Source organism: Halanaerobium saccharolyticum (assembly GCF_003259895.1).
GTDB lineage: Bacteria > Bacillota > Halanaerobiia > Halanaerobiales > Halanaerobiaceae > Halanaerobium > Halanaerobium saccharolyticum_A.
The window spans coordinates 29566-49792 of record NZ_QLME01000013.1 but is presented as its reverse complement, the minus strand read 5'-3'; the positions used below and the strand labels follow the sequence as shown (position 1 = coordinate 49792).

The 20227-nt window shown below is 37.6% G+C and carries 35 protein-coding genes; all 35 read right to left on the bottom strand.

From position 1 onward, the window contains the following. Positions 1 to 849 (bottom strand): energy-coupling factor transporter ATPase, encoded by an 849-nt coding sequence (locus tag C7958_RS09515; protein ID WP_111572443.1) that lies wholly within the window; start codon positions 847 to 849, stop codon positions 1 to 3. Beyond that, complete coding sequence (locus C7958_RS09510) at positions 843 to 1664, bottom strand: energy-coupling factor transporter ATPase (protein ID WP_111572442.1); 822 nt, start codon at positions 1662 to 1664, stop codon at positions 843 to 845. The genes C7958_RS09515 and C7958_RS09510 overlap by 7 nt, the downstream gene beginning before the upstream one ends. 20 nt (positions 1665 to 1684) lie before the next feature. Further along, positions 1685 to 2026, bottom strand: a complete 342-nt coding sequence (rplQ, locus tag C7958_RS09505; RefSeq protein ID WP_005487040.1) for a 50S ribosomal protein L17 — start codon at positions 2024 to 2026, stop codon at positions 1685 to 1687. A 13-nt stretch (positions 2027 to 2039) separates the two neighbouring features. Further along, positions 2040 to 2987, bottom strand: a complete 948-nt coding sequence (locus C7958_RS09500; RefSeq protein WP_111572441.1) for a DNA-directed RNA polymerase subunit alpha — start codon at positions 2985 to 2987, stop codon at positions 2040 to 2042. Between the two features lie 52 nt (positions 2988 to 3039). After that, positions 3040 to 3666: a 30S ribosomal protein S4 gene (rpsD, locus tag C7958_RS09495; RefSeq protein WP_111572440.1), complete on the bottom strand. Its 627-nt coding sequence runs from the start codon at positions 3664 to 3666 to the stop codon at positions 3040 to 3042. Between the two features lie 28 nt (positions 3667 to 3694). Continuing rightward, entirely contained in the window at positions 3695 to 4090 is a 396-nt protein-coding gene (gene rpsK / locus C7958_RS09490; protein ID WP_111572439.1) for a 30S ribosomal protein S11, read from the bottom strand. Between the two features lie 19 nt (positions 4091 to 4109). Next, positions 4110 to 4493, bottom strand: coding sequence for a 30S ribosomal protein S13 (gene rpsM / locus C7958_RS09485; RefSeq protein WP_111572438.1), 384 nt, complete (start codon positions 4491 to 4493; stop codon positions 4110 to 4112). 20 nt (positions 4494 to 4513) lie between these two features. Continuing rightward, entirely contained in the window at positions 4514 to 4627 is a 114-nt protein-coding gene (gene rpmJ, locus C7958_RS09480; protein WP_005487032.1) for a 50S ribosomal protein L36, read from the bottom strand. A gap of 23 nt (positions 4628 to 4650) precedes the next feature. Next, the gene (gene infA / locus C7958_RS09475; protein WP_005487029.1) at positions 4651 to 4875 is read right to left on the bottom strand and encodes a translation initiation factor IF-1; all 225 of its coding nucleotides are present in this window, start codon (positions 4873 to 4875) and stop codon (positions 4651 to 4653) included. A 3-nt stretch (positions 4876 to 4878) separates the two neighbouring features. Continuing rightward, positions 4879 to 5163 (bottom strand): KOW domain-containing RNA-binding protein, encoded by a 285-nt coding sequence (locus C7958_RS09470; protein WP_111572437.1) that lies wholly within the window; start codon positions 5161 to 5163, stop codon positions 4879 to 4881. A gap of 80 nt (positions 5164 to 5243) precedes the next feature. After that, positions 5244 to 5993 (bottom strand): type I methionyl aminopeptidase, encoded by a 750-nt coding sequence (gene map / locus C7958_RS09465; protein ID WP_111572436.1) that lies wholly within the window; start codon positions 5991 to 5993, stop codon positions 5244 to 5246. Continuing rightward, the gene (locus C7958_RS09460; RefSeq protein ID WP_111572435.1) at positions 5993 to 6643 is read right to left on the bottom strand and encodes an adenylate kinase; all 651 of its coding nucleotides are present in this window, start codon (positions 6641 to 6643) and stop codon (positions 5993 to 5995) included. Before C7958_RS09460 ends, map begins: the two co-directional genes overlap by 1 nt. A gap of 15 nt (positions 6644 to 6658) precedes the next feature. After that, positions 6659 to 7927 (bottom strand): preprotein translocase subunit SecY, encoded by a 1269-nt coding sequence (gene secY / locus C7958_RS09455; RefSeq protein ID WP_111572434.1) that lies wholly within the window; start codon positions 7925 to 7927, stop codon positions 6659 to 6661. A gap of 1 nt (position 7928) precedes the next feature. Continuing rightward, complete coding sequence (gene rplO / locus C7958_RS09450; protein ID WP_111572433.1) at positions 7929 to 8372, bottom strand: 50S ribosomal protein L15; 444 nt, start codon at positions 8370 to 8372, stop codon at positions 7929 to 7931. 19 nt (positions 8373 to 8391) lie between these two features. After that, entirely contained in the window at positions 8392 to 8892 is a 501-nt protein-coding gene (rpsE, locus tag C7958_RS09445) for a 30S ribosomal protein S5 (RefSeq protein ID WP_111572432.1), read from the bottom strand. 16 nt (positions 8893 to 8908) lie between these two features. Beyond that, positions 8909 to 9265, bottom strand: a complete 357-nt coding sequence (gene rplR / locus C7958_RS09440; RefSeq protein ID WP_111572431.1) for a 50S ribosomal protein L18 — start codon at positions 9263 to 9265, stop codon at positions 8909 to 8911. A gap of 18 nt (positions 9266 to 9283) precedes the next feature. After that, the gene (gene rplF / locus C7958_RS09435) at positions 9284 to 9817 is read right to left on the bottom strand and encodes a 50S ribosomal protein L6 (RefSeq protein WP_111572430.1); all 534 of its coding nucleotides are present in this window, start codon (positions 9815 to 9817) and stop codon (positions 9284 to 9286) included. A gap of 56 nt (positions 9818 to 9873) precedes the next feature. Then, positions 9874 to 10272, bottom strand: coding sequence for a 30S ribosomal protein S8 (gene rpsH / locus C7958_RS09430; protein ID WP_111572429.1), 399 nt, complete (start codon positions 10270 to 10272; stop codon positions 9874 to 9876). A 20-nt stretch (positions 10273 to 10292) separates the two neighbouring features. Beyond that, positions 10293 to 10478, bottom strand: coding sequence for a type Z 30S ribosomal protein S14 (locus tag C7958_RS09425; RefSeq protein ID WP_005487017.1), 186 nt, complete (start codon positions 10476 to 10478; stop codon positions 10293 to 10295). 28 nt (positions 10479 to 10506) lie between these two features. Beyond that, positions 10507 to 11046: a 50S ribosomal protein L5 gene (gene rplE, locus C7958_RS09420; RefSeq protein WP_111572428.1), complete on the bottom strand. Its 540-nt coding sequence runs from the start codon at positions 11044 to 11046 to the stop codon at positions 10507 to 10509. 22 nt (positions 11047 to 11068) lie between these two features. Beyond that, a complete protein-coding gene (gene rplX / locus C7958_RS09415) occupies positions 11069 to 11383 on the bottom strand; it encodes a 50S ribosomal protein L24 (RefSeq protein WP_111572427.1) in 315 nt (104 codons plus the stop codon). 15 nt (positions 11384 to 11398) lie between these two features. Beyond that, positions 11399 to 11767 (bottom strand): 50S ribosomal protein L14, encoded by a 369-nt coding sequence (gene rplN / locus C7958_RS09410; RefSeq protein WP_111572426.1) that lies wholly within the window; start codon positions 11765 to 11767, stop codon positions 11399 to 11401. 29 nt (positions 11768 to 11796) lie between these two features. Continuing rightward, positions 11797 to 12051 carry a 30S ribosomal protein S17 gene (rpsQ, locus tag C7958_RS09405; RefSeq protein WP_111572425.1) on the bottom strand — a complete coding sequence of 85 codons (255 nt, stop codon included), beginning with the start codon at positions 12049 to 12051 and terminating at the stop codon, positions 11797 to 11799. 22 nt (positions 12052 to 12073) lie between these two features. Then, on the bottom strand, positions 12074 to 12277 hold the full coding sequence (gene rpmC, locus C7958_RS09400; protein ID WP_111572424.1) for a 50S ribosomal protein L29: 204 nt from the start codon (positions 12275 to 12277) through the stop codon (positions 12074 to 12076). Further along, positions 12267 to 12701, bottom strand: coding sequence for a 50S ribosomal protein L16 (gene rplP, locus C7958_RS09395; RefSeq protein ID WP_111572423.1), 435 nt, complete (start codon positions 12699 to 12701; stop codon positions 12267 to 12269). The genes rpmC and rplP overlap by 11 nt, the downstream gene beginning before the upstream one ends. Before the next feature lie 29 nt (positions 12702 to 12730). After that, positions 12731 to 13375, bottom strand: a complete 645-nt coding sequence (gene rpsC / locus C7958_RS09390; RefSeq protein WP_111572422.1) for a 30S ribosomal protein S3 — start codon at positions 13373 to 13375, stop codon at positions 12731 to 12733. Between the two features lie 3 nt (positions 13376 to 13378). Further along, complete coding sequence (gene rplV / locus C7958_RS09385) at positions 13379 to 13720, bottom strand: 50S ribosomal protein L22 (protein WP_111572421.1); 342 nt, start codon at positions 13718 to 13720, stop codon at positions 13379 to 13381. 31 nt (positions 13721 to 13751) lie between these two features. Beyond that, positions 13752 to 14036 carry a 30S ribosomal protein S19 gene (gene rpsS / locus C7958_RS09380; RefSeq protein ID WP_111572420.1) on the bottom strand — a complete coding sequence of 95 codons (285 nt, stop codon included), beginning with the start codon at positions 14034 to 14036 and terminating at the stop codon, positions 13752 to 13754. An 18-nt stretch (positions 14037 to 14054) separates the two neighbouring features. Further along, complete coding sequence (rplB, locus tag C7958_RS09375) at positions 14055 to 14891, bottom strand: 50S ribosomal protein L2 (RefSeq protein WP_111572419.1); 837 nt, start codon at positions 14889 to 14891, stop codon at positions 14055 to 14057. 28 nt (positions 14892 to 14919) lie between these two features. Beyond that, positions 14920 to 15210 carry a 50S ribosomal protein L23 gene (rplW, locus tag C7958_RS09370; protein ID WP_111572418.1) on the bottom strand — a complete coding sequence of 97 codons (291 nt, stop codon included), beginning with the start codon at positions 15208 to 15210 and terminating at the stop codon, positions 14920 to 14922. Beyond that, on the bottom strand, positions 15207 to 15836 hold the full coding sequence (rplD, locus tag C7958_RS09365) for a 50S ribosomal protein L4 (RefSeq protein ID WP_111572417.1): 630 nt from the start codon (positions 15834 to 15836) through the stop codon (positions 15207 to 15209). The genes rplW and rplD overlap by 4 nt, the downstream gene beginning before the upstream one ends. 25 nt (positions 15837 to 15861) lie before the next feature. After that, positions 15862 to 16482, bottom strand: a complete 621-nt coding sequence (gene rplC, locus C7958_RS09360; protein WP_111572416.1) for a 50S ribosomal protein L3 — start codon at positions 16480 to 16482, stop codon at positions 15862 to 15864. Between the two features lie 21 nt (positions 16483 to 16503). Beyond that, the gene (rpsJ, locus tag C7958_RS09355; RefSeq protein WP_014553831.1) at positions 16504 to 16815 is read right to left on the bottom strand and encodes a 30S ribosomal protein S10; all 312 of its coding nucleotides are present in this window, start codon (positions 16813 to 16815) and stop codon (positions 16504 to 16506) included. 83 nt (positions 16816 to 16898) lie between these two features. After that, complete coding sequence (tuf, locus tag C7958_RS09350) at positions 16899 to 18092, bottom strand: elongation factor Tu (protein WP_111572415.1); 1194 nt, start codon at positions 18090 to 18092, stop codon at positions 16899 to 16901. Between the two features lie 25 nt (positions 18093 to 18117). Then, positions 18118 to 20184: an elongation factor G gene (fusA, locus tag C7958_RS09345; RefSeq protein ID WP_111572414.1), complete on the bottom strand. Its 2067-nt coding sequence runs from the start codon at positions 20182 to 20184 to the stop codon at positions 18118 to 18120. Positions 20185 to 20227: the final 43 nt, after the last annotated feature.

Genomic DNA, 20227 nt, shown 5'->3' with positions numbered 1-20227 from the left:
TTAGTGGCTCCTCAATGCTTTAATTATTTCTGCTGATGCCTCAGATATAGAAAATAAATTAGTATTTACTTTCAATCCTCTTTCTTCTAAACGATGCAGAATTTCGGTAATCTGGGGAAGATCTAGTGACAATTTGTGTAATTTCTGCTCCCTTGAGAAAACCTCAATAGGATTATCATCAATTACAATTTCTCCCTGATGCATTACAATAACTCTGCTTGCAAGTTCAGCAATCTCTTCCATTCGGTGTGAGATCAAAATAACCGTAATATTTAGCTCCTGATAAAGATATTTAAGCAGTTCTGCAAGCTGCTTTCTACCCTGTGGGTCAAGTCCAGCACTTGGTTCATCCAGTACTAAGACTTCAGGTTTTAGAGCTAAAACTCCGGCAATAGCAACCTTACGCTGCTGACCACCACTTAAATTAAATGGAGATCTATCTTTAAATTCCTCATAATCAAGACCAACTAAGCCCATCACTTCTTCGACTCTTTCTCGAATCTCATCTTTTTTTAGACCCAGATTCTTGGGACCAAAGGCTATATCCTGATAAACAGTTTCTTCAAATAATTGATGTTCAGGATACTGAAAAACCAAACCAACATGACGTCTGGTTTCTTTTAAATTACTTTTTTCATTTGTAATATTTTTACCATTAACCTTAACAGTACCAGAGCTTGGAATAATTAGACCATTAAATAGCTGAACTAAAGTAGATTTACCAGAACCTGTATGTCCTACAATTCCAATAAATTCTCCCCTGCTGATCTCTAAATTAATATTTTTTAATGCCTTAACATTATTTTCATCCTGATAGACATGGCTTACCTCATTTAATTCTATTAACATAATGCATCCACCAACTCATCTATACTTAAAATATCAGGAATATCGATATTTTCCTGACGCAGATATTCTGCAACTTCAACTGCAACAGGTATATCTAAATTAACATCCTTTAACTGCTCAACTAATCTAAAAATGGATTTCGGACTCCCTTTATGCAAAATCTGACCTTGATTCATCACAATGACCTGATCTGCATTTACCGCTTCCTCCATAAAGTGAGTAATGTGAACAACAGTAATTCCTTTTTCTTTATTTAGGTATTGAACTGTTTCCATTACTTCTTTTCTTCCCTGTGGATCAAGCATTGCAGTAGGTTCATCTAAAACTATACAGTCCGGTTCCATGGCAATAACCCCGGCAATAGCAACTCTCTGTTTTTGACCTCCAGATAATTTATGAGGAGCAAATTTTTGAAATCCTGCCATCCCAACCATTTCTAGAGCTTTATCAACTCTTTTTCTGATTTCCTGGGTAGGGATACCTAAATTTTCCGGTCCAAATGCTACATCATCCTCAACCATCGAAGCAACAAGCTGATTGTCTGGATTTTGAAAAACCATTCCAACCCGCTGTCTTATCTTCCAGGTATTATCCGGATTATTAGTATTTAAACCAGCAACAAAAATCTCTCCTTTAGAAGGAGTTAAGAGTACATTTAATAACTTTGCCAGGGTAGATTTGCCTGAACCATTTGAACCAATAATAACAGCAAAATCACCGGCTTCTATCTGCAGATCAATATTCTGCAAAGCCGGTCGATCACTGTTGTCATTTTCATAAAGAAAATCTACCCCACTTATTTCTATCAGGCTCATATTAACACCTACATTCAGTATTATTCTACGAGTTCAATAATCGCTTGCTTAGCTGCATCTCCTCTGCGGGGATACATCTTTAAAATTCTTGTATAACCACCAGGTCTTTCTGAATACTGAGGTGCTATTTCATCAAATAATTTAGTAACTACTTCTTTATCTTTGATTTTACTCATTACCTTGCGTCTTGAAGCTAAATCATTGGTCTTCGCAGTAGTAATAAGTTTCTCAGCATAAGATCTTAATTCTTTAGCCTTAGGTAGTGTAGTTTCGATTCTTCCTTCACGAAACAGTGATGTCGCCATATTTCTAAACATCGCCTGACGGTGAGAAGATCTTTTCTGTAATTTACGCTTAGCCACCTAAAATCCCTCCTTAAATTTCATTCTCTTTTAAATCTAACTCAAGTTCATCTAATTTATCTTTGATTTCCTGTAAGGATTTCTTACCCAGATTTCGGACTTTCATTAAGTCATCTTCAGTTTTATCAACTAATTCTTCAACTGTATTGATTCCAGCCCGTTTTAGACAATTAGAAGAACGAACAGAAAGTTCCAGTTCTTCAATTGTTGTATCCAGAATTTTATCCTTTTCTTCTTCTTCTACTTCTACCATAATTTCTACATCTTCAATTTCATCAGTTAAATTGATGAATAATTCAAGATGTTCTACCATGATTTTAGCAGCAAGACTGATAGCATCATCAGGATTAATACTACCATTAGTATTAACTTCTAATACTAAACGATCAAAATCAGTTACCTGACCAACTCTGGTATTTTCGATATTAAAATTGGCTCTTTCAATAGGACTATAAGAAGAATCTATTGGAATTAGGCCAATTACATTGTTATCAAATAAGTCTTTGTTTTCTTCAGCAGTGTGATAGCCTCTTCCCTTATCAACAGTTGCTTCTAAAACTAATCTTCCATCTTCAGCTAGTGTAGCAATATGATGATCTTTATTGACAATCTGCACATCACCTGAAGAAACAAAGTCACCAGCAGTAACTTCTCCTTCTCCTTCTGCTTCTAATCTAATAGTTGTCTGTTCTTCACCAGAATGCTTAACAACTACCTCTTTTAGATTCAAAATTAAATCAGTCATATCTTCAACTACTCCTGGAATAGATGAAAACTCATGTTTTACTCCCTCTACTTTAACTGAAGTAAGTGCAGCTCCAGGTAGAGAAGAAAGCAAAATTCGACGTAAAGAATTACCAAGAGTAGTACCATATCCTCTTTCTAAAGGAGAAATTTCATAACGACCATAGTTTACATCACTTTCCAGTCTTTCCACACGTGGTTTTTCGATTTCTATCATCTTATCAGCTTACCCTCCTTAAATTAACAATTTTATGACTGAGGGTATTCATTTACCGTGAATAATACTCGACAATCAGGTGTTCTTCTACCGGATAATCGATATCTTCCCTCTCTGGTAATGCAACAATTGTACCTTCAGCTTTTTCTAGATCAGAATTAAGCCATTCCTGGGTAGAAAAATCCGAATTATATTCAAAGATCTCTTTAAAGCGATTGGCTTTGCGGCTGGAATCTTTAACACTAACTACATCATCCACATCTATTTGATAAGAAGGAATGTCAACCTTGCGTCCATTCACTTTAATGTGTCCATGTCTTACAAATTGTCTTGCTTCACTTCTGGAGCGAGCAAAACCCATTCTGTAAACAACATTATCCAATCTTCTTTCTAGAAGCTGTAAAAAGTTTACACCTGTTACACCCTGGATATTTTCTGCAGTCTCAAAATAGTTACGGAACTGCTTTTCCATAATTCCATAAATTCTTCTAACTTTTTGCTTTTCTCTCATTTGAGATCCGTATTCTGAAACTTTTTGACGTCCCTGACCATGTTCACCTGGAACATATGGTCTGCGATCAAAAGAACATTTTTTACTATAACAGCGGGCGCCTTTTAAATATAATTTTTCACCTTCACGCCTGCATAATTTACATACTGGTCCTGTATATCTTGCCATTTTTACACCTCAACTTTCTATTATATAATTATATTCGTCTTCTTTTTGGGGGTCTACATCCATTATGTGGAATAGGAGTAATATCTTTGATTAAAGTAATATTCAGTCCTGCAGACTGCAGAGTTCTAATTGCAGATTCTCTTCCAGAACCTGGTCCTTTAACAAAGATTTCAATATCCTTCATTCCCATCTCTTTTGCTTCATCAGCAGCATTTTCTGCAGCTAACTGAGCAGCAAAAGGAGTACTTTTTCTTGAACCCTTATAACCAACTTTTCCAGCACTTGACCAGGCCACAACCTTACCTTCTTCATCTGTAATTGAGATGATTGTATTATTAAAGGTAGATTTAATATGAGCCTGACCTTTTTCAATATTACGTTTCACTTTTTTTCTTCTGCGTGCTTTTTTCTTATTTTTAGCCATTAATTAAATTCCCTCCTTACTATTTTGGAGTAACTGAACGGGATTTGATTCCAACAGTCTTTTTAGGTCCCTTACGGGTACGTGCATTTGTTTTAGTTCTCTGTCCTCGTACAGGTAAACCTCTACGGTGACGAAGACCACGGTAACAGCCAATATCTTTTAATCTCTTAATATCAGCTCTTCTTTCTCTTCTTAATTCACCTTCAACAATATAATTGTTATCAATTTCACTTCTTAAATCTGAAATTTCAGCTTCAGTCAAATCTTTAATTCTTGTATCAGGATCAACACCTGTGCTTTCAAGAATTTTTTGAGAAGTAGTTTTTCCAATACCATAAATATATGTCAATCCAATCTCTACCCTTTTATTTCTAGGAAGATCAACACCTTCAATTCTAGCCATGATTTCACCTCCAGTATTTTTTATCCCTGACGCTGTTTATGCTTGGGATTTTCACAAATAACCATTACTTTACCATTGCGTCTGATAACTTTACATTTATCACAAATCGGCTTAACTGATGGTCTTACTTTCATTAACAATCACCCCTTGTGGTAATTTATTTCGCTTTATGTCGATAAGTAATCCGGCCACGACTCAAGTCATAGGGAGAAAGTTCTACTGTTACCTTATCACCAGGTAAGATTCGTATAAAATTCATCCTCATTTTTCCTGAAACATGTGCCAGAACTTTGTGCCCATTTTCTAATTCGACTCTAAACATTGCATTTGGCAGGGGTTCAACTACTGTCCCCTGGACTTCAATAGGATCTTCTTTAGCCATAAATTATTTTACCTCCTCTTTGGTGAGATAATCCTTTAAAATTAAGCGAACATCTTCACTGCGAACTCGTTTCTGATTCTTCAAATTCTTTAAAAACTCTGCTGCAATTTGACCTGTACTTTCTAAATGTCTGCTGTTTTTATATTTGGGATTATTAAATTTCCTTTTTACACCATCGACAACTTTGATTTTTCTCCTTGACTCATTATCTATTACCAGATAATAAGTATCTTTATCTCTGCCGGCAGTCGACTTAACAATTTCGCCAACTTTTAAAGCAGTCTCCAAAACTATCACTCATTTCTTTTATCCGCTTTTAACACGTACTGTACATTATACCATAGATAAGATGAGCTCTGCAATAAAACTTAGATTTTACTTAATATTTCTACTCCATCTTTAGTTATTGCAATAGTATGCTCAAAATGAGCAGATAAACTCCGATCCTTAGTTACTACTGTCCAATCATCTTCTAAAGTTTCAACTTCATAACCACCAATGTTTACCATTGGTTCTATAGCAAGGGTCATTCCCTTTTTTAATTTTGGTCCTTTCCCTGCCGGTCCAAAATTAGGTATCTGTGGATCTTCATGCATATCACGACCTATACCGTGACCTACATAATCACGAACCACAGAAAACCCATTTTCCTCAACATATTTCTGTACAGCATGAGAAATATCAAATAACCTGTTGCCGATAATTGCTTTTTCTATTCCTTTAAGAAGAGATTCTTCTGTTACTTTTAATAATTTGCTGGCCTTATCAGAAATTGATCCAACTGCATGTGTTCTGGCAGCATCACCATTAAAACCTTCGTAAAAAGTCCCAATGTCAATACTTACAATATCACCAGCTTCTAAATAACGGTGATCAGCAGGAATACCATGTACAACTTCTTCATTAATTGAGATACAAACTGAGGCCGGAAATCCCTGATAGCCTTTAAATGATGGCACTGCACCTCTGCTGCGGATAAATTGATCAGCAAGCTGATCAAGTTCAGCAGTGGAAATACCAGGTTTAATATTTTCAGATAGATAAGCATGAGTTTCTGCTACTATCTGATTTGCTTCCCGCATTATATCAATTTCACGCCTCGACTTCAAGATAATCATTATTTATTCGCCTCAATTAATTCCATGAGACGCTGCTGCACCTTATCAATTCCACCGGTGCTTTCCACCTCATGCAGTATTCCTTTATTTTGATAATAATCTGCAAGTTTAGCAGTTTTCTCTTTATTTACTTCAATTCTTTTCTTTACAGTTTTTTCCTGATCATCACTGCGCTGAATTAATTTCCCACCACATTTATCACATACACCTTCAACTTCAGGTGGATCATTTTCAACATGATAAACTGCACCACAATCAACACAAACTCTACGTCCGGCCAGTCTTTTAACTAAAATATCAATTTCAGCCTGCAGATAAATTACTAAATCAAGTTCTCTATTCTGCTCAACTAGAATTTCATCCAGAGCTTCTGCCTGTGCAATTGTACGGGGAAAACCATCCAGAATAAACCCGTTTTCACAATCAGGCTTAGTTAATCTTTCTTTAACAATCCCGATTGTTACTTCATCTGGTACCAGTTCGCCAGCATCAATAAATGATTTAGCCTTTTTACCCAAAGGAGTCTCATTTTTGATTGCTTTTCTGAATATATCACCGGTAGCAATATGAGGAATTTCTAGACTTTCTTCTAATTTCTTAGCCTGAGTACCTTTTCCAACACCAGGTAAACCCAGCAAAATCATATCCATTATATTTCCTCCTTTTTATTTCATGAAACCTTCATAGTGTCTCATCAGGAGATGGGATTCGATCTGTTCCATAGTTTTTAAAGCAACACCAACCATAATAATTAGAGATGTACCTCCAAAACTAATTGTTACACCGGTCAGCGGCTGCATAGCAAAAGGAAGTAAAGCAACTATAGTTAAGAATACAGCTCCTGCAAGTGTGACCCTCATCAAAACTCTATCTAAATAATTGATAGTTGGTCTTCCAGGACGAATTCCAGGAATAAACCCACCATATTTCTTCATATTATCTGCTACCTCTTCTGGATTAAAGGTAATTGCAGTATAGAAATAAGTAAAGAATAAAATCATCAGACCATATAATACCATATAAAGTCCTGAACCAGGACTGATTGCATTTGCAAGGCCTGTAGCCCAGTCATAAGGTAAAACCTGAGCGATAATTCCCGGGAATAAAAGTACTGATGAAGCAAAAATAACCGGAATAACACCAGCCTGATTGATCTTCATTGGAATATGAGTACTTCTACCTCCGTAAACTCTACGACCCACAATTCTCTTTGAATATTGAACCGGAATTCTTCTTTCTCCCTGCTGGACAAAGATAATACCCGCAATAATTATAACAGCCAGCACAGCAAAAATAAGCACATTTAAAATTGATATTGTGCCCGCCTGTAATAACTCATATGTGTTATACATATCTGATGGAAAACGGGAAATAATAGATGTGAAAATGATAATAGAAATACCATTTCCGATTCCTTTATCTGTAATCTGCTCACCCAACCACATTAAAAACGCTGTACCTGCAGTTAAACTTACAATAATTAAAGCAACATCAAATACTGTTGCATTAGGTACGGCACCAAAACGCTGAATATACATTGTAATACCCACTGCCTGAATTACAGCCAGAACTATTGTACCATATCTGGTATATTGAGCGATTTTTTTGCGGCCCTCATTACCCTGTTTAGAAAGCTCTTCTAATTTAGGTACAACTACAGTTAAGAGCTGTAAAATAATTGAAGCAGTAATGTAGGGAGTAATGCTCATCGCAAAAATTGTAAAGTTACTTAAAGCACCACCTGCAAATAAATCTAAAAAGTCTAGTGCCCCGCCAAAGTTACCACCAAACAACCTTTCCTGAAGTAATGCAACATCTACTCCAGGGACTGGAATATGTGCACCCAGACGGTAAACTGCCATCATAGCAAGCATAAATAAAACTTTATTTCTAAGTTCTTTTACTTTAAAAACATTACCGAGAGCCTTAATCAACTTAAATCACCTCTGACTTTCCGCCAGCAGCTTCTATTTTCTTTCTGGCAGAAGCAGTAAAAGCCTGCACTTTAACATTAAGGGCAACATCAACTTCACCTTTACCCAGTATTTTTACACCATTTTTAGCAATACCATCAATAATTCCCTTTTCTAATAAAACATCAGGTGTTACAGTTTCATCAGCTGAGAATCTATTTAGCTGGTATACATTTACTTCATTAAATTCTTTTTTAAATTTATTGTTAAATCCTCTTTTGGGAAGACGTCTAAATAGAGGAGTCTGTCCCCCTTCAAATGTAGGGCGTACTTCTCCTCCTGCACGAGAATTCTGTCCATTTGCACCTCTACCGGAAGTATAACCGCGACCAGAGCCAGTACCACGACCAACTCTTTTACGATCTTTTTTATATCCAGCAGCAGGTTTAAGATTGTTTAATTTCATACTTACACCTCCTTGATAATTATCCAATTAATTCTTCTACAGATTTACCTCTTAATTTGGCAACTTGTTCTGCACTTTTAAGCTCTTTAAGACCAGTAATTGTAGCATTGATCATATTAATCGGATTAGATGTTCCAAGAGATTTAGTTAAAATATCACTAATGCCTGCAAGCTCGATTACCGCACGTACAGGACCACCAGCAATTACACCAGTACCAGGAGCAGCCGGTTTAAGTAATACTCTACCAGCACCAAAAACTCCGGTTTTCTCATGGGGAATTGTAGTACCTACAATTGGAACTTCGATTAATTCTTTTTTAGCTGCATCAATACCTTTTCTGATGGCTTCAGGCACTTCGTTTGCTTTACCAATACCTGCACCAACATGGCCTTCTCCGTCCCCTACAACTACCAGGGCACTAAAGCTAAACCTACGGCCACCTTTTACAACCTTGGCAACACGATTAATATTAACAACGCGCTCCTCAAGGTCGAGTTTATCAGCGTTAATTTTACTCATTAATTTACCTCCTTATTTAAAACTTTAGCCCTTCCTCGCGGGCAGCATCAGCCAGAGCTTTAACTCGGCCGTGATATTTATATCCACTTCTATCAAATACTACTGTATCTATTCCTTTTTCCAGTGCTCTACTGGCAGCTAACTCTCCTACCATTTTGGCAGCATCTTTATTACTTGCTACTTCAATTGAATCGCGTAGAGCTGGGTCAAGTGTAGAGGCAGAAGCAATTGTTTCTCCAGATAAATCATCTATAATTTGTACATATACATGCTTCAAACTGCGGGTTACATTCATTCTTGGACGAGTAGGTGTCCCCACAACTTTATTTCTAATTCTCTGATGGCGTTTTTTTCTTGCTTCTCTTTTACCCATCATATTCACTCCTTTCTATTAACCAGTTTTACCAACCTTACGTCTAATATGCTCTCCAACATATTTAATTCCTTTACCTTTGTAAGGTTCTGGTTTTCTTACTTCACGAATCTTTGCGGCTGTATCACCAACACGCTGCTTATCTATTCCTTTAACTGTGATATTCGTGTTTTTCTCAACTTCAAATGAAATATCACCTTCAGCTTCAATAATTACCGGATGAGAATACCCAACCTCAAGTTTAAGCTTATCACCCTGAACCTGAGCATTATATCCTACACCTACCATTTCTAATTTCTTTTCAAAGCCCTTGCTAACACCCTCAACCATACCTTCGATTAAACTTCTAACTAAACCGTGCATAGAACGAGCTTCGATATCATCACCATTGCGTTCAACAACAACTTGATCATCATCAACTTTGATATCAATACCAGCTTTAAATGTCCTTTCTAATTCACCTAATGGTCCTTTAACCTTAACGCTCTGACCATCAACAGTTACTTCAACTTTTTCCGGTATTTCTATAGGTAGTACACCAATACGTGACATAAATTTCACCTCCGTATATTTTATCTTAGAAAAGTTCTCTCAAGCAGAAGCCATCTCTACCAGACGTAGCAGAGAACTTCTCCACCAATACCTTTTTCTCTTGCTTCTTTGTCGCTCATAACACCCTGGGAAGTAGAAATCACAGCGATTCCTAAACCTCCAAGTACCTGAGGCACTTCATCACTGCCAACATATACTCTTAAACCAGGTTTACTGATTCTTTTAATTCCGCTTATAACTTTTTCGTCATTATCACCATATTTTAAATAAACCCGAATCATGTTCTGAGGTTTTCTCTCAACTAATTTTACATCATTAATGAAACCTTCATCTTTCAATAGTTCACCAATGCTGGTTTTAACCTTAGAAGCGGGAATATCAACTCTATCTTTCCCAATACTATTAGCATTGCGAATCCGGGTCAGCATATCTGCTATTGGATCTGTTAAATTCATTTACAAACCTCCTTCCAGTTTTACCAGCTTGCTTTTTTAACTCCAGGAATTTCGCCTTTGTGAGCTAATTCTCTGAAACAAATTCTGCATAAATCAAACTTTCTCATATATCCACGTGAACGTCCACATCTGCTGCAGCGATTCACTTTTCTTGTCTCATATTTAGGCTCTTTATTGGCCTTTTCGATTAGAGCTTTACGCGCCAAACTAAACCCTCCTTCAATTTATAGGTCTTTACTTCTTAAATGGCATTCCCATTATTGATAATAATTCAAATGCTTCTTCATCTGTTTCTGCAGAAGTCACAATCGTAACTTCTAAACCGTGAATATTATCAACTTCATCAATGTTTATTTCCGGGAAAACAGTATGTTCGCTTATTCCCAGGCTGTAATTACCGCGACCGTCAAATGATTTAGGAGATACACCTCTAAAATCTCGGATACGCGGCATTGAAACATTAATCAATTTATATAAAAACTCAAACATCTGCTCACCGCGAAGAGTAACCTTTATTCCAACTGGCATACCTTCTCTAATTTTAAAATTAGCAATTGATTTTTTTGCCCGAGTTACAGTAGGGCTCTGCCCAGTTATTCTTGCGATCTCATCAACAACAGTATCCAGAAGTTTAGTATCTTCTTTAGCTTCTCCTAACCCAACATTAACAATTATTTTTTCTAATTTAGGAGCTTCCATTACATTATTGTAATCAAATTTCTCCACCAGTTGAGGTAGAATTTCTTCCTTATATTCTTGAGCTAATACTGACATTTCTGGACCTCCTTTCACTTATTTATTTATCAACTACTTCGTCACATTTTTTGCATTTTCTAACTTTTGTTCCATCCTCTAAACGTTCTGCGCCAACCCTGGTCTTTTCGTCACAACGAGGGCAGACGAGTTGAACATTTGAAGCATGAATTGGTGCTTCATTTTCGATAATTCCACCCTGCGGCATATCCTGTGTAGGACTTACGTGACGGTTTACAATATTCACACCTTCCACGATTACGCGATCTTTTTTAGGAATTACCTTTAAAATCTCACCGCGTTTGCCTTTATCTTTTCCGGATATAACTTCCACAGTGTCACCTTTTTTAATTCTCAATCGAATCCCCTCCTTCTATAATACCTCCGGTGCAAGGGAGATAATTTTCATATAATTCTTTTCCCTCAGTTCACGGGTCACAGGACCAAAAATACGTGTACCTTTAGGATTATTATTATCATCTATAATTACTGCTGCATTTTCATCAAATCTAATATAGGTGCCGTCTTTGCGCTTTAAGGCTTTCTTGGTTCTAACAACTACTGCTTTAGCAACCTCACCTTTTTTAACCATTCCATCAGGAATAGCCTCTTTAACGCTGACTACTATAGTGTCTCCAACTTTAGCATATTTTTTCTTGGAGCCTCCAAGTACCTTAATACATAAAAGTTCGCGGGCACCTGAATTATCCGCTACCTTTAAACGGCTTTCAGATTGTATCATTTTCAGGCCCTCCTTTCTACTTCCAGGACTTATTTTGCTTTTTCAATAATATCTAATAAACGCCATCTCTTAGTCTTGCTTAATGGACGTGTTTCCATAATCCTTACAATGTCACCTTCATTACAAACATTCTCTTCATCATGAGCTGCATACTTTTTAGTTTTCTTAACAACTCTTTTATATTTAGGATGCTGAGTTCTGCGCTCTACAGCGACAGTAATAGTTTTATCCTGTTTATCACTTACTACAACACCTTTTCTCTCTTTACGACTATTTCTTTCCATAAGTAACCTCCTTTCAAAAAAATTATGCCCTTTTTATACCCAGTTCTCTTTCCCGCAGAATAGTTTTAATTCGGGCAATAATTCTCTTAACCTCTTTAATCCTCATGGGATTATCCAACTGTGCTGTTGCATGTTGAAAGCGAAGGTTAAATAACTCTTCTTTAAATTCCCGGGCTTTCTGTTCTAACTCTGCTTCTGTTAAATTTCTTAATTCATCAGCTCTCATCGGCCTCACCATCCATTCCCTCTCTTGCTACAAATTTAGTTTTAATAGGCAGTTTGTGAGATGCAAGGCGCATCGCTTCTCTGGCAACCTCTTCTGGTACACCAGCCAGCTCAAACATAATTCTACCTGGTTTTACAACAGCCACCCATTTCTCTGGTGCTCCTTTACCACTACCCATTCTGGTTTCAGCAGGTTTTGCAGTTACAGGCTTGTCCGGGAAAATCTTAATCCAAACTTTACCTCCACGCTTAATGCTTCTAGTAAGGGCAACACGAGCAGCCTCTATCTGTCTATTGGTAATCCATACGGGTTCTAAGGCCTGTAGACCATATTCACCAAAAGTGATTTTATTTCCCCGATTAGCTTTACCTCTCATTCTTCCTCTCATTTGCTTACGATGTTTTACTCTTTTAGGTACTAACATCAAAGAGCCTCCTTTCCTACATAATCTATCTATTCATCATCTATTTCTGGAAGTATTTCTCCCTTATTGATCCAAACTTTAACTCCAATTGTTCCATATGTTGTGTCTGCTTCTGCAAATCCATAATCAATATCAGCTCTCAATGTATGCATCGGAACACTACCTTCACTGTAGCCTTCACGTCTGGCCATTTCTGCTCCACCAAGACGTCCACTGCTCTGAACTTTAAAACCTTCAGCTCCCATACGCATTGCACGGTTCATTGCCTGCTTCATTGCTCTACGAAAAGAAATTCTTCTAACTAACTGAGAAGCAATATTTTCAGCAACTAATTGAGCATTCATTTCTGGATCTTTAACTTCTACAACATTAATCTGTACAGTTTTTCCAGTTAATGCTTCAACTTCATTTCTTAATGCTTCAACTTCAGAACCACCACGTCCAATAACCATTCCTGGTCTGGCAGTGTGTACATCTAATTTTAATCTATTAGCAGCTCTTTCGATTACAACTCTAGAAATACCAGCTTCAAACATTTTCTCCTTAACATGACTTCTAATCTCACGGTCTTCATTTAAAAGCCTGGAATAATCTTTTTTATCTGCATACCATTTTGCTTCCCAATCTCTTATAACTCCAACTCGGAGACCATGTGGATTTATTTTATTACCCAAATTTTATACCTCCTTTGTATCGCTTAACACGACTGTGATGTGGCTTGTTCTTTTATTAATAGGACTTGCCGATCCCTGTGCACGAGGTTTCCATCTTTTCATAGTAGGACCCTCATCAACAAAAGCTCTCTTAACATAAAGATCATCTACAAACATATCATGATTATTTTCAGCATTTGCTGCAGCTGAATTTAATACTTTTTCTACCATTTTAGCAGCTTTTTTCGGTGTGCTTTTTAAAATTGCAACTGCAGTATTAACATCTTTACCCTTAATTAAGTCTGTTACCAGACGTGCTTTACGGGCAGTAATACGCAGGTGCTTTGCAACTGCTTTTGCTTCCATTTTAAAACCCCCTTACTATCTACAATATTTCCTATTTAAGTGCTGTTGAACGTTCTGTATGGCGGCTGTGACCTCTAAAGATTCTGGTTGGAGCAAATTCTCCTAGTTTATGTCCTACCATTTCTTCAGATATATATACTGGCACATGCTTACGACCATCATGGACAGCAATTGTATGTCCAACCATTTCAGGGAAAATGGTTGAGCTTCTTGACCAGGTTTTAACAACCTGCTTTTTTCCACTCTCATTCATTTCTCTGATTTTGGCAATTAGTTTCTCTGAGACGAAAGGTCCCTTTTTTATAGATCTAGCCATCAATAATCCTCCTTTCTACTATTTGCGCTTCTTAGCGTGACGTGAACGAATAATATACTTATCTGAGCGCTTTGGTTTACGTGTCTTCTTACCCATAGTAGGTTTACCCCACGGAGTTACAGGATGTCTACCAGCAGGTGATTTACCTTCTCCACCACCGTGTGGATGGTCATGAGGATTCATAACTACACCGCGTACATGAGGTCTTTTACCTTTCCAGCGGCTGCGTCCGGCTTTACCGATAGTAATATTTTCGTGATCAATATTACCAACCTGTCCAACAGTAGCTTTACATACATTATGAATTAACCTAACTTCACCAGAAGGCATTTTTAAATGGACAAACTTACCTTCTTTAGCAAGAATCTGAGCCATTGTTCCAGCAGAGCGTGCAATCTGTCCACCTTTTCCTGCCTGCATTTCAACATTGTGTACAATCGTACCAACAGGAATATCTTTTAATTTAAGTGCATTTCCAGCAGTAATATCAGCTTCAACACCAGTATCTAAGGTATCACCAACTTCTACTTTATCTGGTGCCAGAATGTATCTTTTTTCTCCATCTGCATACTGCAGCAGAGCGATTCTTGCAGAACGATTTGGATCATATTCTATAGTTTTTACTTTAGCAGGAATTCCATCTTTGTCCCGCTTAAAATCTATTATACGATAGCGGCGCTTGTGTCCACCACCCTGATGACGGCTGGTAATTCTACCATTTGCGTTACGGCCGCCCTTCCTTTTGATTGGAGCCAGCAGACTCTTTTCTGGCGTATCGGTTGTAATTTCATCAAAACTGGCAACAGTCATATAACGCCTTGAAGGTGTGGTTGGTTTAAAACTTTTAATCGCCATCTTTTTTCCCTCCTTTATTAATTATTTTTTAGAGGCCTTCGTAAATTTCTATTTCATCGCCCTCAGCCAGCTTAACTAAAGCTTTTTTCCAGTCAGGTTTTTTACCAACATGGAAGCCGAGTCTTCTTTTTTTACCTCTAACATTCATTGTATTAACATTTACTACATTTACAGAGAAAATTTCTTCTACTGCGTTTCTAATCTCAACTTTATTTGCATTTTTGGCTACCTTAAATGTATAAGTATCAGCCTCCTGCATCTGTTCCATTGTGTTTTCAGAAATAATAGGTGCTATGATAATATCTCTTGCTTCTTTCATTCGCCCAGCACCTCCTCAACCATTTTAACCGCTTCTTCGATAAAGACAAGCATTTCATTATCTAAAAGATCATATGCATTTATTGAACCGGCAAGCAGTGTTTTGACATTCGGAATATTTCTGGCTGATAGATATAAGTTGTCATCCTTTTCGGGCATTACTAAAACAACTTTTTTATCTTCTAAGTTTAAATCAGCTAAAATATTAATTACTGCTTTTGTTTTTGGTTGGTCAAGCTCAATCTTGTCAACTAAAATTAACTCATCTCTCTCTACCTTATCGGTTAAGACAGATCTAAGCGCTAATCTTCTCATCTTTTTAGTCAACTTTTTATCATAACTGCGAGGAGAAGGTCCAAATGTGATTCCTCCACCTACCCATAATGGAGAGCGAATACTTCCGTGACGAGCACGTCCAGTACCTTTTTGTCTCCAGGGTTTGCGGCCACCACCGCGAACATTTCCCCTTGTTTTAGTAGAAGCGTTTCCGCCTCTTCTAGCAGCTAATTGTGCATTAACTACCTGATGTACAACATGTTTATTTATTTTATCATTAAAAACAGAATCATTTAATTCTACTTTTTCGAGTTCTTTTCCACTCTGATTGAATTTTGTTACCTGCGGCATCAAAAATCCTCCTTTCTCAACTTATTTAGTTGTTAACAGATTTGATTTCGAGCACTGCTTTTTTAGCACCTGGTACTGGACCAGAAATTAATAAAACATTACGCTCTACGTCAACTTTTACTATTTCTAAGTTTCTTTCAGTTACTCTATCATGACCCATTCTTCCGGGCATTTTAAAGCCTTTGTATACTCTTCTTGCATCAACAGCACCGATTGAACCTGGTGCACGATGGAAGTGAGAACCGTGTGACATTGGTCCACTGTGATGATTCCATCTTTTAATATTACCAGCAAACCCTTTACCTTTGGAAATACCACTAACATTAACTTTTTCTCCTGCTTCAAAGAGATCAGCTTTAATTTCACTGCCTTCACTTAGTTCCATATCTAAACCTTTAAATTCTCTTAAATGTTTTTTTGGTTCAATATCACGACTTTCAAATTGACCAAGTTCCGGTTTGTTAAGTCTGTGCTTTTTTACTTCTCCAAATCCAAGCTGCACTGAATTATATCCATCTTTTTCTGTAGTCTTAATCTGTGTTACAACACAGGGACCGGCCTCAACTACAGTTACAGGTACCAGCTCTCCATTATCTTTAAAATACTGAGTCATACCCAGCTTTTTTCCTAATATAGCTTTCGCCATGGCCTAATACACCTCCTGACATTAAAGTTTAATTTCTATATTTACTCCTGCGGGCAAATCAAGCCTCATCAGTGAGTCTACAGTTTTTGATGTAGGATCGAGAATATCGATCAATCTTTTATGTGTTCTCATTTCAAATTGTTCTCTTGCATCTTTATGAACATGAGGTGAGCGAAGTACTGTAAATACCTCTTTCTCTGTTGGTAGAGGTACTGGACCAGATACATCTGCACCAGTTCTCTCAGCAGTTGCAACAATTTTTTCTGCTGATTGATCCAGGAGCTCATGTTCAAAAGCTTTAAGGCGAATCCTAATTTTTTCGTGTTTTGCCATTTGCTTACCTCCTTAATCTTTACGATTTAAGCTCAGTTAGGAGCATAGAAAAAGCGAGGAGGCTGCCTCCTCTGCTTTTTTAATTACTCAATAATTTCAGTTACAACTCCAGCTCCTACTGTGTGACCACCTTCACGGATTGCAAAACGTAGTCCTTCTTCCATAGCTATTGGAGTAATTAACTCTCCTGTCATCTCAATGTTATCTCCAGGCATTACCATATCTACTCCTTCTGGTAAACTGATGTCTCCTGTTACGTCTGTTGTACGGAAGTAAAATTGTGGTCTATATCCATCAAAGAATGGTGTGTGTCTTCCACCCTCATCTTTACTTAGTACATATACCTCAGCGTAGAACTTTGTGTGTGGTGTAATGCTTCCTGGCTTTGCCAGTACCTGACCTCTTTCGATGTCTTCTCTCTTTACACCTCTTAATAATGCTCCAATGTTATCTCCTGCTACTGCTTCGTCTAACATCTTACGGAACATTTCTACTCCTGTTACTACTGTTGTTGTTGTATCTTTGATTCCTACAACCTCTACCTCATCTGATGGATGTAGAGTTCCTCTCTCAATTCTTCCTGTTGCTACTGTTCCTCGTCCTGTTATTGAGAATACATCCTCTACAGGCATTAAGAATGGCTTTTCTGTATCTCTTTCTGGCTCTGGAATATAGCTATCTACTGCATCCATAAGCTCAATAATCTTTTTACCCCATTCTCCTTCTGGATCTCCGTTTTCGGCAGCTTTAAGGGCTGATCCTACTATTACCGGAATATCGTCCCCTGGGAATTCGTATTCATCTAAGAGTTCTCTTACTTCCATTTCTACAAGTTCGATTAACTCTTCGTCGTCTACCATATCTGCTTTGTTTAAAAAGACTACGATTGATGGTACACCAACCTGTCTTGCTAAAAGAATGTGTTCTCTTGTCTGCGGCATTGGTCCATCTGCTGCAGATACTACCAGGATTGCTCCATCCATCTGCGCTGCACCTGTAATCATATTCTTTACATAGTCAGCGTGTCCAGGACAGTCTACGTGAGCATAGTGTCTTGACTCTGTTTCATACTCTACGTGAGATGTCGCAATTGTGATTCCTCTTTCTTTTTCTTCTGGGGCATTATCAATTGTATCAAATGCTCTTACTTCTGCTCCACCATAGTTTGCTAACACATTTGTGATTGCTGCTGTTAGTGTTGTTTTCCCATGGTCAACATGTCCTATTGTTCCTATGTTAACATGTGGTTTGTTTCTTTCAAATTTTGCTTTTGCCATTTTCTATTCCTCCTTATAAATTTATCTATTCTCCAATAATTTCTTCAGTGATACTTTTTGGTGCCTTTTCATAATGAGAGAACTGCATTGTATAAGTTGCTCTACCCTGAGTTTTGGAACGAAGGTCAGTTGAATAACCAAACATCTCAGAAAGCGGTACATGAGCACTAACTACCTGAGCATTACCTCTAGGCTCCATGCCTTCAACTTTTCCACGACGTCCATTAAGGTCACCCATAACGTCTCCCATATATTCTTCAGGAGTAACAACTTCAACACTCATTATAGGTTCTAAAATTGCAGGTCCTGCTTTTTTAGCACCTTCTCTAAAGCCCATGGAACCAGCGATTTTAAATGCCATTTCAGATGAGTCAACATCGTGATAACTACCATCATTCAGAGTTACCTTAACATCTACAACTGGATAACCGGCAATAATACCATTTTCCATAGCTTCTCTAATTCCATCTTCTACAGAAGGAATGTATTCACGTGGAATTGAACCACCTGTGATTTTATCATCAAATTCAAACCCTTCGCCTGCAGGTTGTGGTTCAAGGTCAATCACAACATGACCATACTGTCCACGACCACCAGACTGGCGGATGAATTTACCCTGTATATCAGTAACTTTCTTAGTAATTGTTTCACGGTAAGCTACCTTAGGTTTACCAATGTTAGCATCAACTTTAAATTCTCTTAAGAGGCGGTCAACAATAACTTCAAGGTGTAATTCTCCCATACCTTCAATAATTGTCTGGCCAGTTTCCTCATCAGTGTGAACTCTAAATGTCGGATCCTCTTCTGCTAATCTCTGTAAAGCTTCACCAAGTTTGTCCTGGTCTGCCTTACTCTTAGGTTCAATAGCAACACCAATAACTGGTTCAGGGAATTCCATTGCTTCTAAAACAATTGGATTGTCCTGGTCACAAATTGTGTCACCTGTACTTGTGTTTTTAAGACCAACTAAAGCTCCAAGGTCACCAGCAAAGATTTCATCTCTTTCTTCACGTCGGTTAGCATGCATCTGTAGGATACGTCCAACTCTTTCGCGAATATCTGCTGTTGCATTATAAACATAAGAACCAGCTTCTAAGCTTCCAGAATAAGATCTAAAGAAAGCTAATTTCCCAACATAAGGGTCAGACATAATTTTAAATGCCAGACCGGAGAATGGAGCATCATCTGATGCTTCTCTAGTTTCAGTTTCTTCTGTCTCAGGGTTAAAACCTTCTATAGGTGGTACATCAGTTGGAGAAGGTAAGTAGTCAAGCACTGCATCCAACAGCATCTGTACACCTTTGTTTTTAAAAGCAGATCCACATAATACCGGGATTACATTAACATTAAGTACTGCCTGACGTAGTAGTTTTTTAATATCATCAGTACTTACTTCACCTTCTAGGTATTTCATCATGAATTCGTCATCTTCTTCAGCCAGAACTTCCATTAAAATCTCTCTGTACTCTGCTGCCTTTTCCTGCATATCTTCTGGTATTTCAACTCTATCAAAATTGACACCAAGTTCATCTTCATAAACAATAGCGTCCATTTCTACTAAATCAACAACACCATCAAATCTATCTTCACTTCCAATTGGAAGTTGAATAGGCACTGCATTAGCACCAAGTCTATCCTTCATCATATCTACAGCTCTGAAAAAATCTGCTCCCGTTCTATCCATTTTGTTAACAAATGCAATTCTGGGAACTCCATATTTATCAGCCTGTCTCCATACAGTTTCAGATTGTGGTTCAACCCCACCTACAGAACAGAATAAAGCAATTGCTCCATCTAAAACTCTCAAGGATCTTTCTACCTCAACTGTAAAGTCCACGTGTCCGGGCGTATCTATAATATTAATCCTATTCTCACGCCACTGACAGGTAGTAGCAGCAGAGGTGATTGTGATTCCTCTTTCCTGTTCCTGCTCCATCCAGTCCATAACAGATGCACCATCATGAGTTTCACCCATTTTATGAACTCGACCTGTATAGTATAAAATTCTTTCTGTTGTAGTTGTCTTACCTGCGTCAATATGTGCCATAATACCAATGTTACGTGTTTTCTCTAGTGGAAATTGTCGGGCCACTATTCTCCCCCCTTATATAAAAATTATATACATCACGCAACTA

Bases quoted from the DNA above. Each gene is read 5' to 3' on its own strand.
- C7958_RS09500 (WP_111572441.1), bottom strand. From the start codon at position 2,987: ATGATAGAAATCGAAAAACCACGTGTGGAAAGACTGGAAAGTGATGTA.
- rpsS (WP_111572420.1), bottom strand. From the start codon at position 14,036: ATGGCTAGATCTATAAAAAAGGGACCTTTCGTCTCAGAGAAACTAATT.
- map (WP_111572436.1), bottom strand. From the start codon at position 5,993: ATGATTATCTTGAAGTCGAGGCGTGAAATTGATATAATGCGGGAAGCA.
- rplV (WP_111572421.1), bottom strand. From the start codon at position 13,720: ATGGAAGCAAAAGCAGTTGCAAAGCACCTGCGTATTACTGCCCGTAAA.
- rpsM (WP_111572438.1), bottom strand. From the start codon at position 4,493: ATGGCTAGAATTGAAGGTGTTGATCTTCCTAGAAATAAAAGGGTAGAG.
- rplD (WP_111572417.1), bottom strand. From the start codon at position 15,836: ATGCCGCAGGTAACAAAATTCAATCAGAGTGGAAAAGAACTCGAAAAA.
- C7958_RS09515 (WP_111572443.1), bottom strand. From the start codon at position 849: ATGTTAATAGAATTAAATGAGGTAAGCCATGTCTATCAGGATGAAAAT.
- rplP (WP_111572423.1), bottom strand. From the start codon at position 12,701: ATGTTAGTACCTAAAAGAGTAAAACATCGTAAGCAAATGAGAGGAAGA.
- rpsQ (WP_111572425.1), bottom strand. From the start codon at position 12,051: ATGGAAAGAAATAGTCGTAAAGAGAGAAAAGGTGTTGTAGTAAGTGAT.
- rplN (WP_111572426.1), bottom strand. From the start codon at position 11,767: ATGATACAATCTGAAAGCCGTTTAAAGGTAGCGGATAATTCAGGTGCC.
- rpmC (WP_111572424.1), bottom strand. From the start codon at position 12,277: ATGAGAGCTGATGAATTAAGAAATTTAACAGAAGCAGAGTTAGAACAG.
- rpsK (WP_111572439.1), bottom strand. From the start codon at position 4,090: ATGGCTAAAAATAAGAAAAAAGCACGCAGAAGAAAAAAAGTGAAACGT.
- rpmJ (WP_005487032.1), bottom strand. From the start codon at position 4,627: ATGAAAGTAAGACCATCAGTTAAGCCGATTTGTGATAAATGTAAAGTT.
- rplO (WP_111572433.1), bottom strand. From the start codon at position 8,372: ATGAAATTAAACAATCTTAAACCTGCTGCTGGATATAAAAAAGATCGT.
- tuf (WP_111572415.1), bottom strand. From the start codon at position 18,092: ATGGCAAAAGCAAAATTTGAAAGAAACAAACCACATGTTAACATAGGA.
- rpsJ (WP_014553831.1), bottom strand. From the start codon at position 16,815: ATGGCAAAACACGAAAAAATTAGGATTCGCCTTAAAGCTTTTGAACAT.
- rplR (WP_111572431.1), bottom strand. From the start codon at position 9,265: ATGGGTAAAAGAGAAGCAAGAAAAAAACGCCATCAGAGAATTAGAAAT.
- rplW (WP_111572418.1), bottom strand. From the start codon at position 15,210: ATGAAAGAAGCAAGAGATATTATCATAGCACCTATTATTTCTGAAAAC.
- rpsD (WP_111572440.1), bottom strand. From the start codon at position 3,666: ATGGCAAGATATACAGGACCAGTATGTAAATTATGCAGGCGTGAAGGT.
- infA (WP_005487029.1), bottom strand. From the start codon at position 4,875: ATGGCTAAAGAAGATCCTATTGAAGTCCAGGGGACAGTAGTTGAACCC.
- rplC (WP_111572416.1), bottom strand. From the start codon at position 16,482: ATGGCGAAAGCTATATTAGGAAAAAAGCTGGGTATGACTCAGTATTTT.
- rplE (WP_111572428.1), bottom strand. From the start codon at position 11,046: ATGTCAGTATTAGCTCAAGAATATAAGGAAGAAATTCTACCTCAACTG.
- rpsH (WP_111572429.1), bottom strand. From the start codon at position 10,272: ATGAATTTAACAGATCCAATAGCAGATATGCTGACCCGGATTCGCAAT.
- C7958_RS09510 (WP_111572442.1), bottom strand. From the start codon at position 1,664: ATGAGCCTGATAGAAATAAGTGGGGTAGATTTTCTTTATGAAAATGAC.
- rpsE (WP_111572432.1), bottom strand. From the start codon at position 8,892: ATGAGTAAAATTAACGCTGATAAACTCGACCTTGAGGAGCGCGTTGTT.
- rplF (WP_111572430.1), bottom strand. From the start codon at position 9,817: ATGTCACGTATTGGTGTACTACCTATAGAAATACCGGAAAAAGTTGAA.
- C7958_RS09460 (WP_111572435.1), bottom strand. From the start codon at position 6,643: ATGGATATGATTTTGCTGGGTTTACCTGGTGTTGGAAAAGGTACTCAG.
- rplB (WP_111572419.1), bottom strand. From the start codon at position 14,891: ATGGCGATTAAAAGTTTTAAACCAACCACACCTTCAAGGCGTTATATG.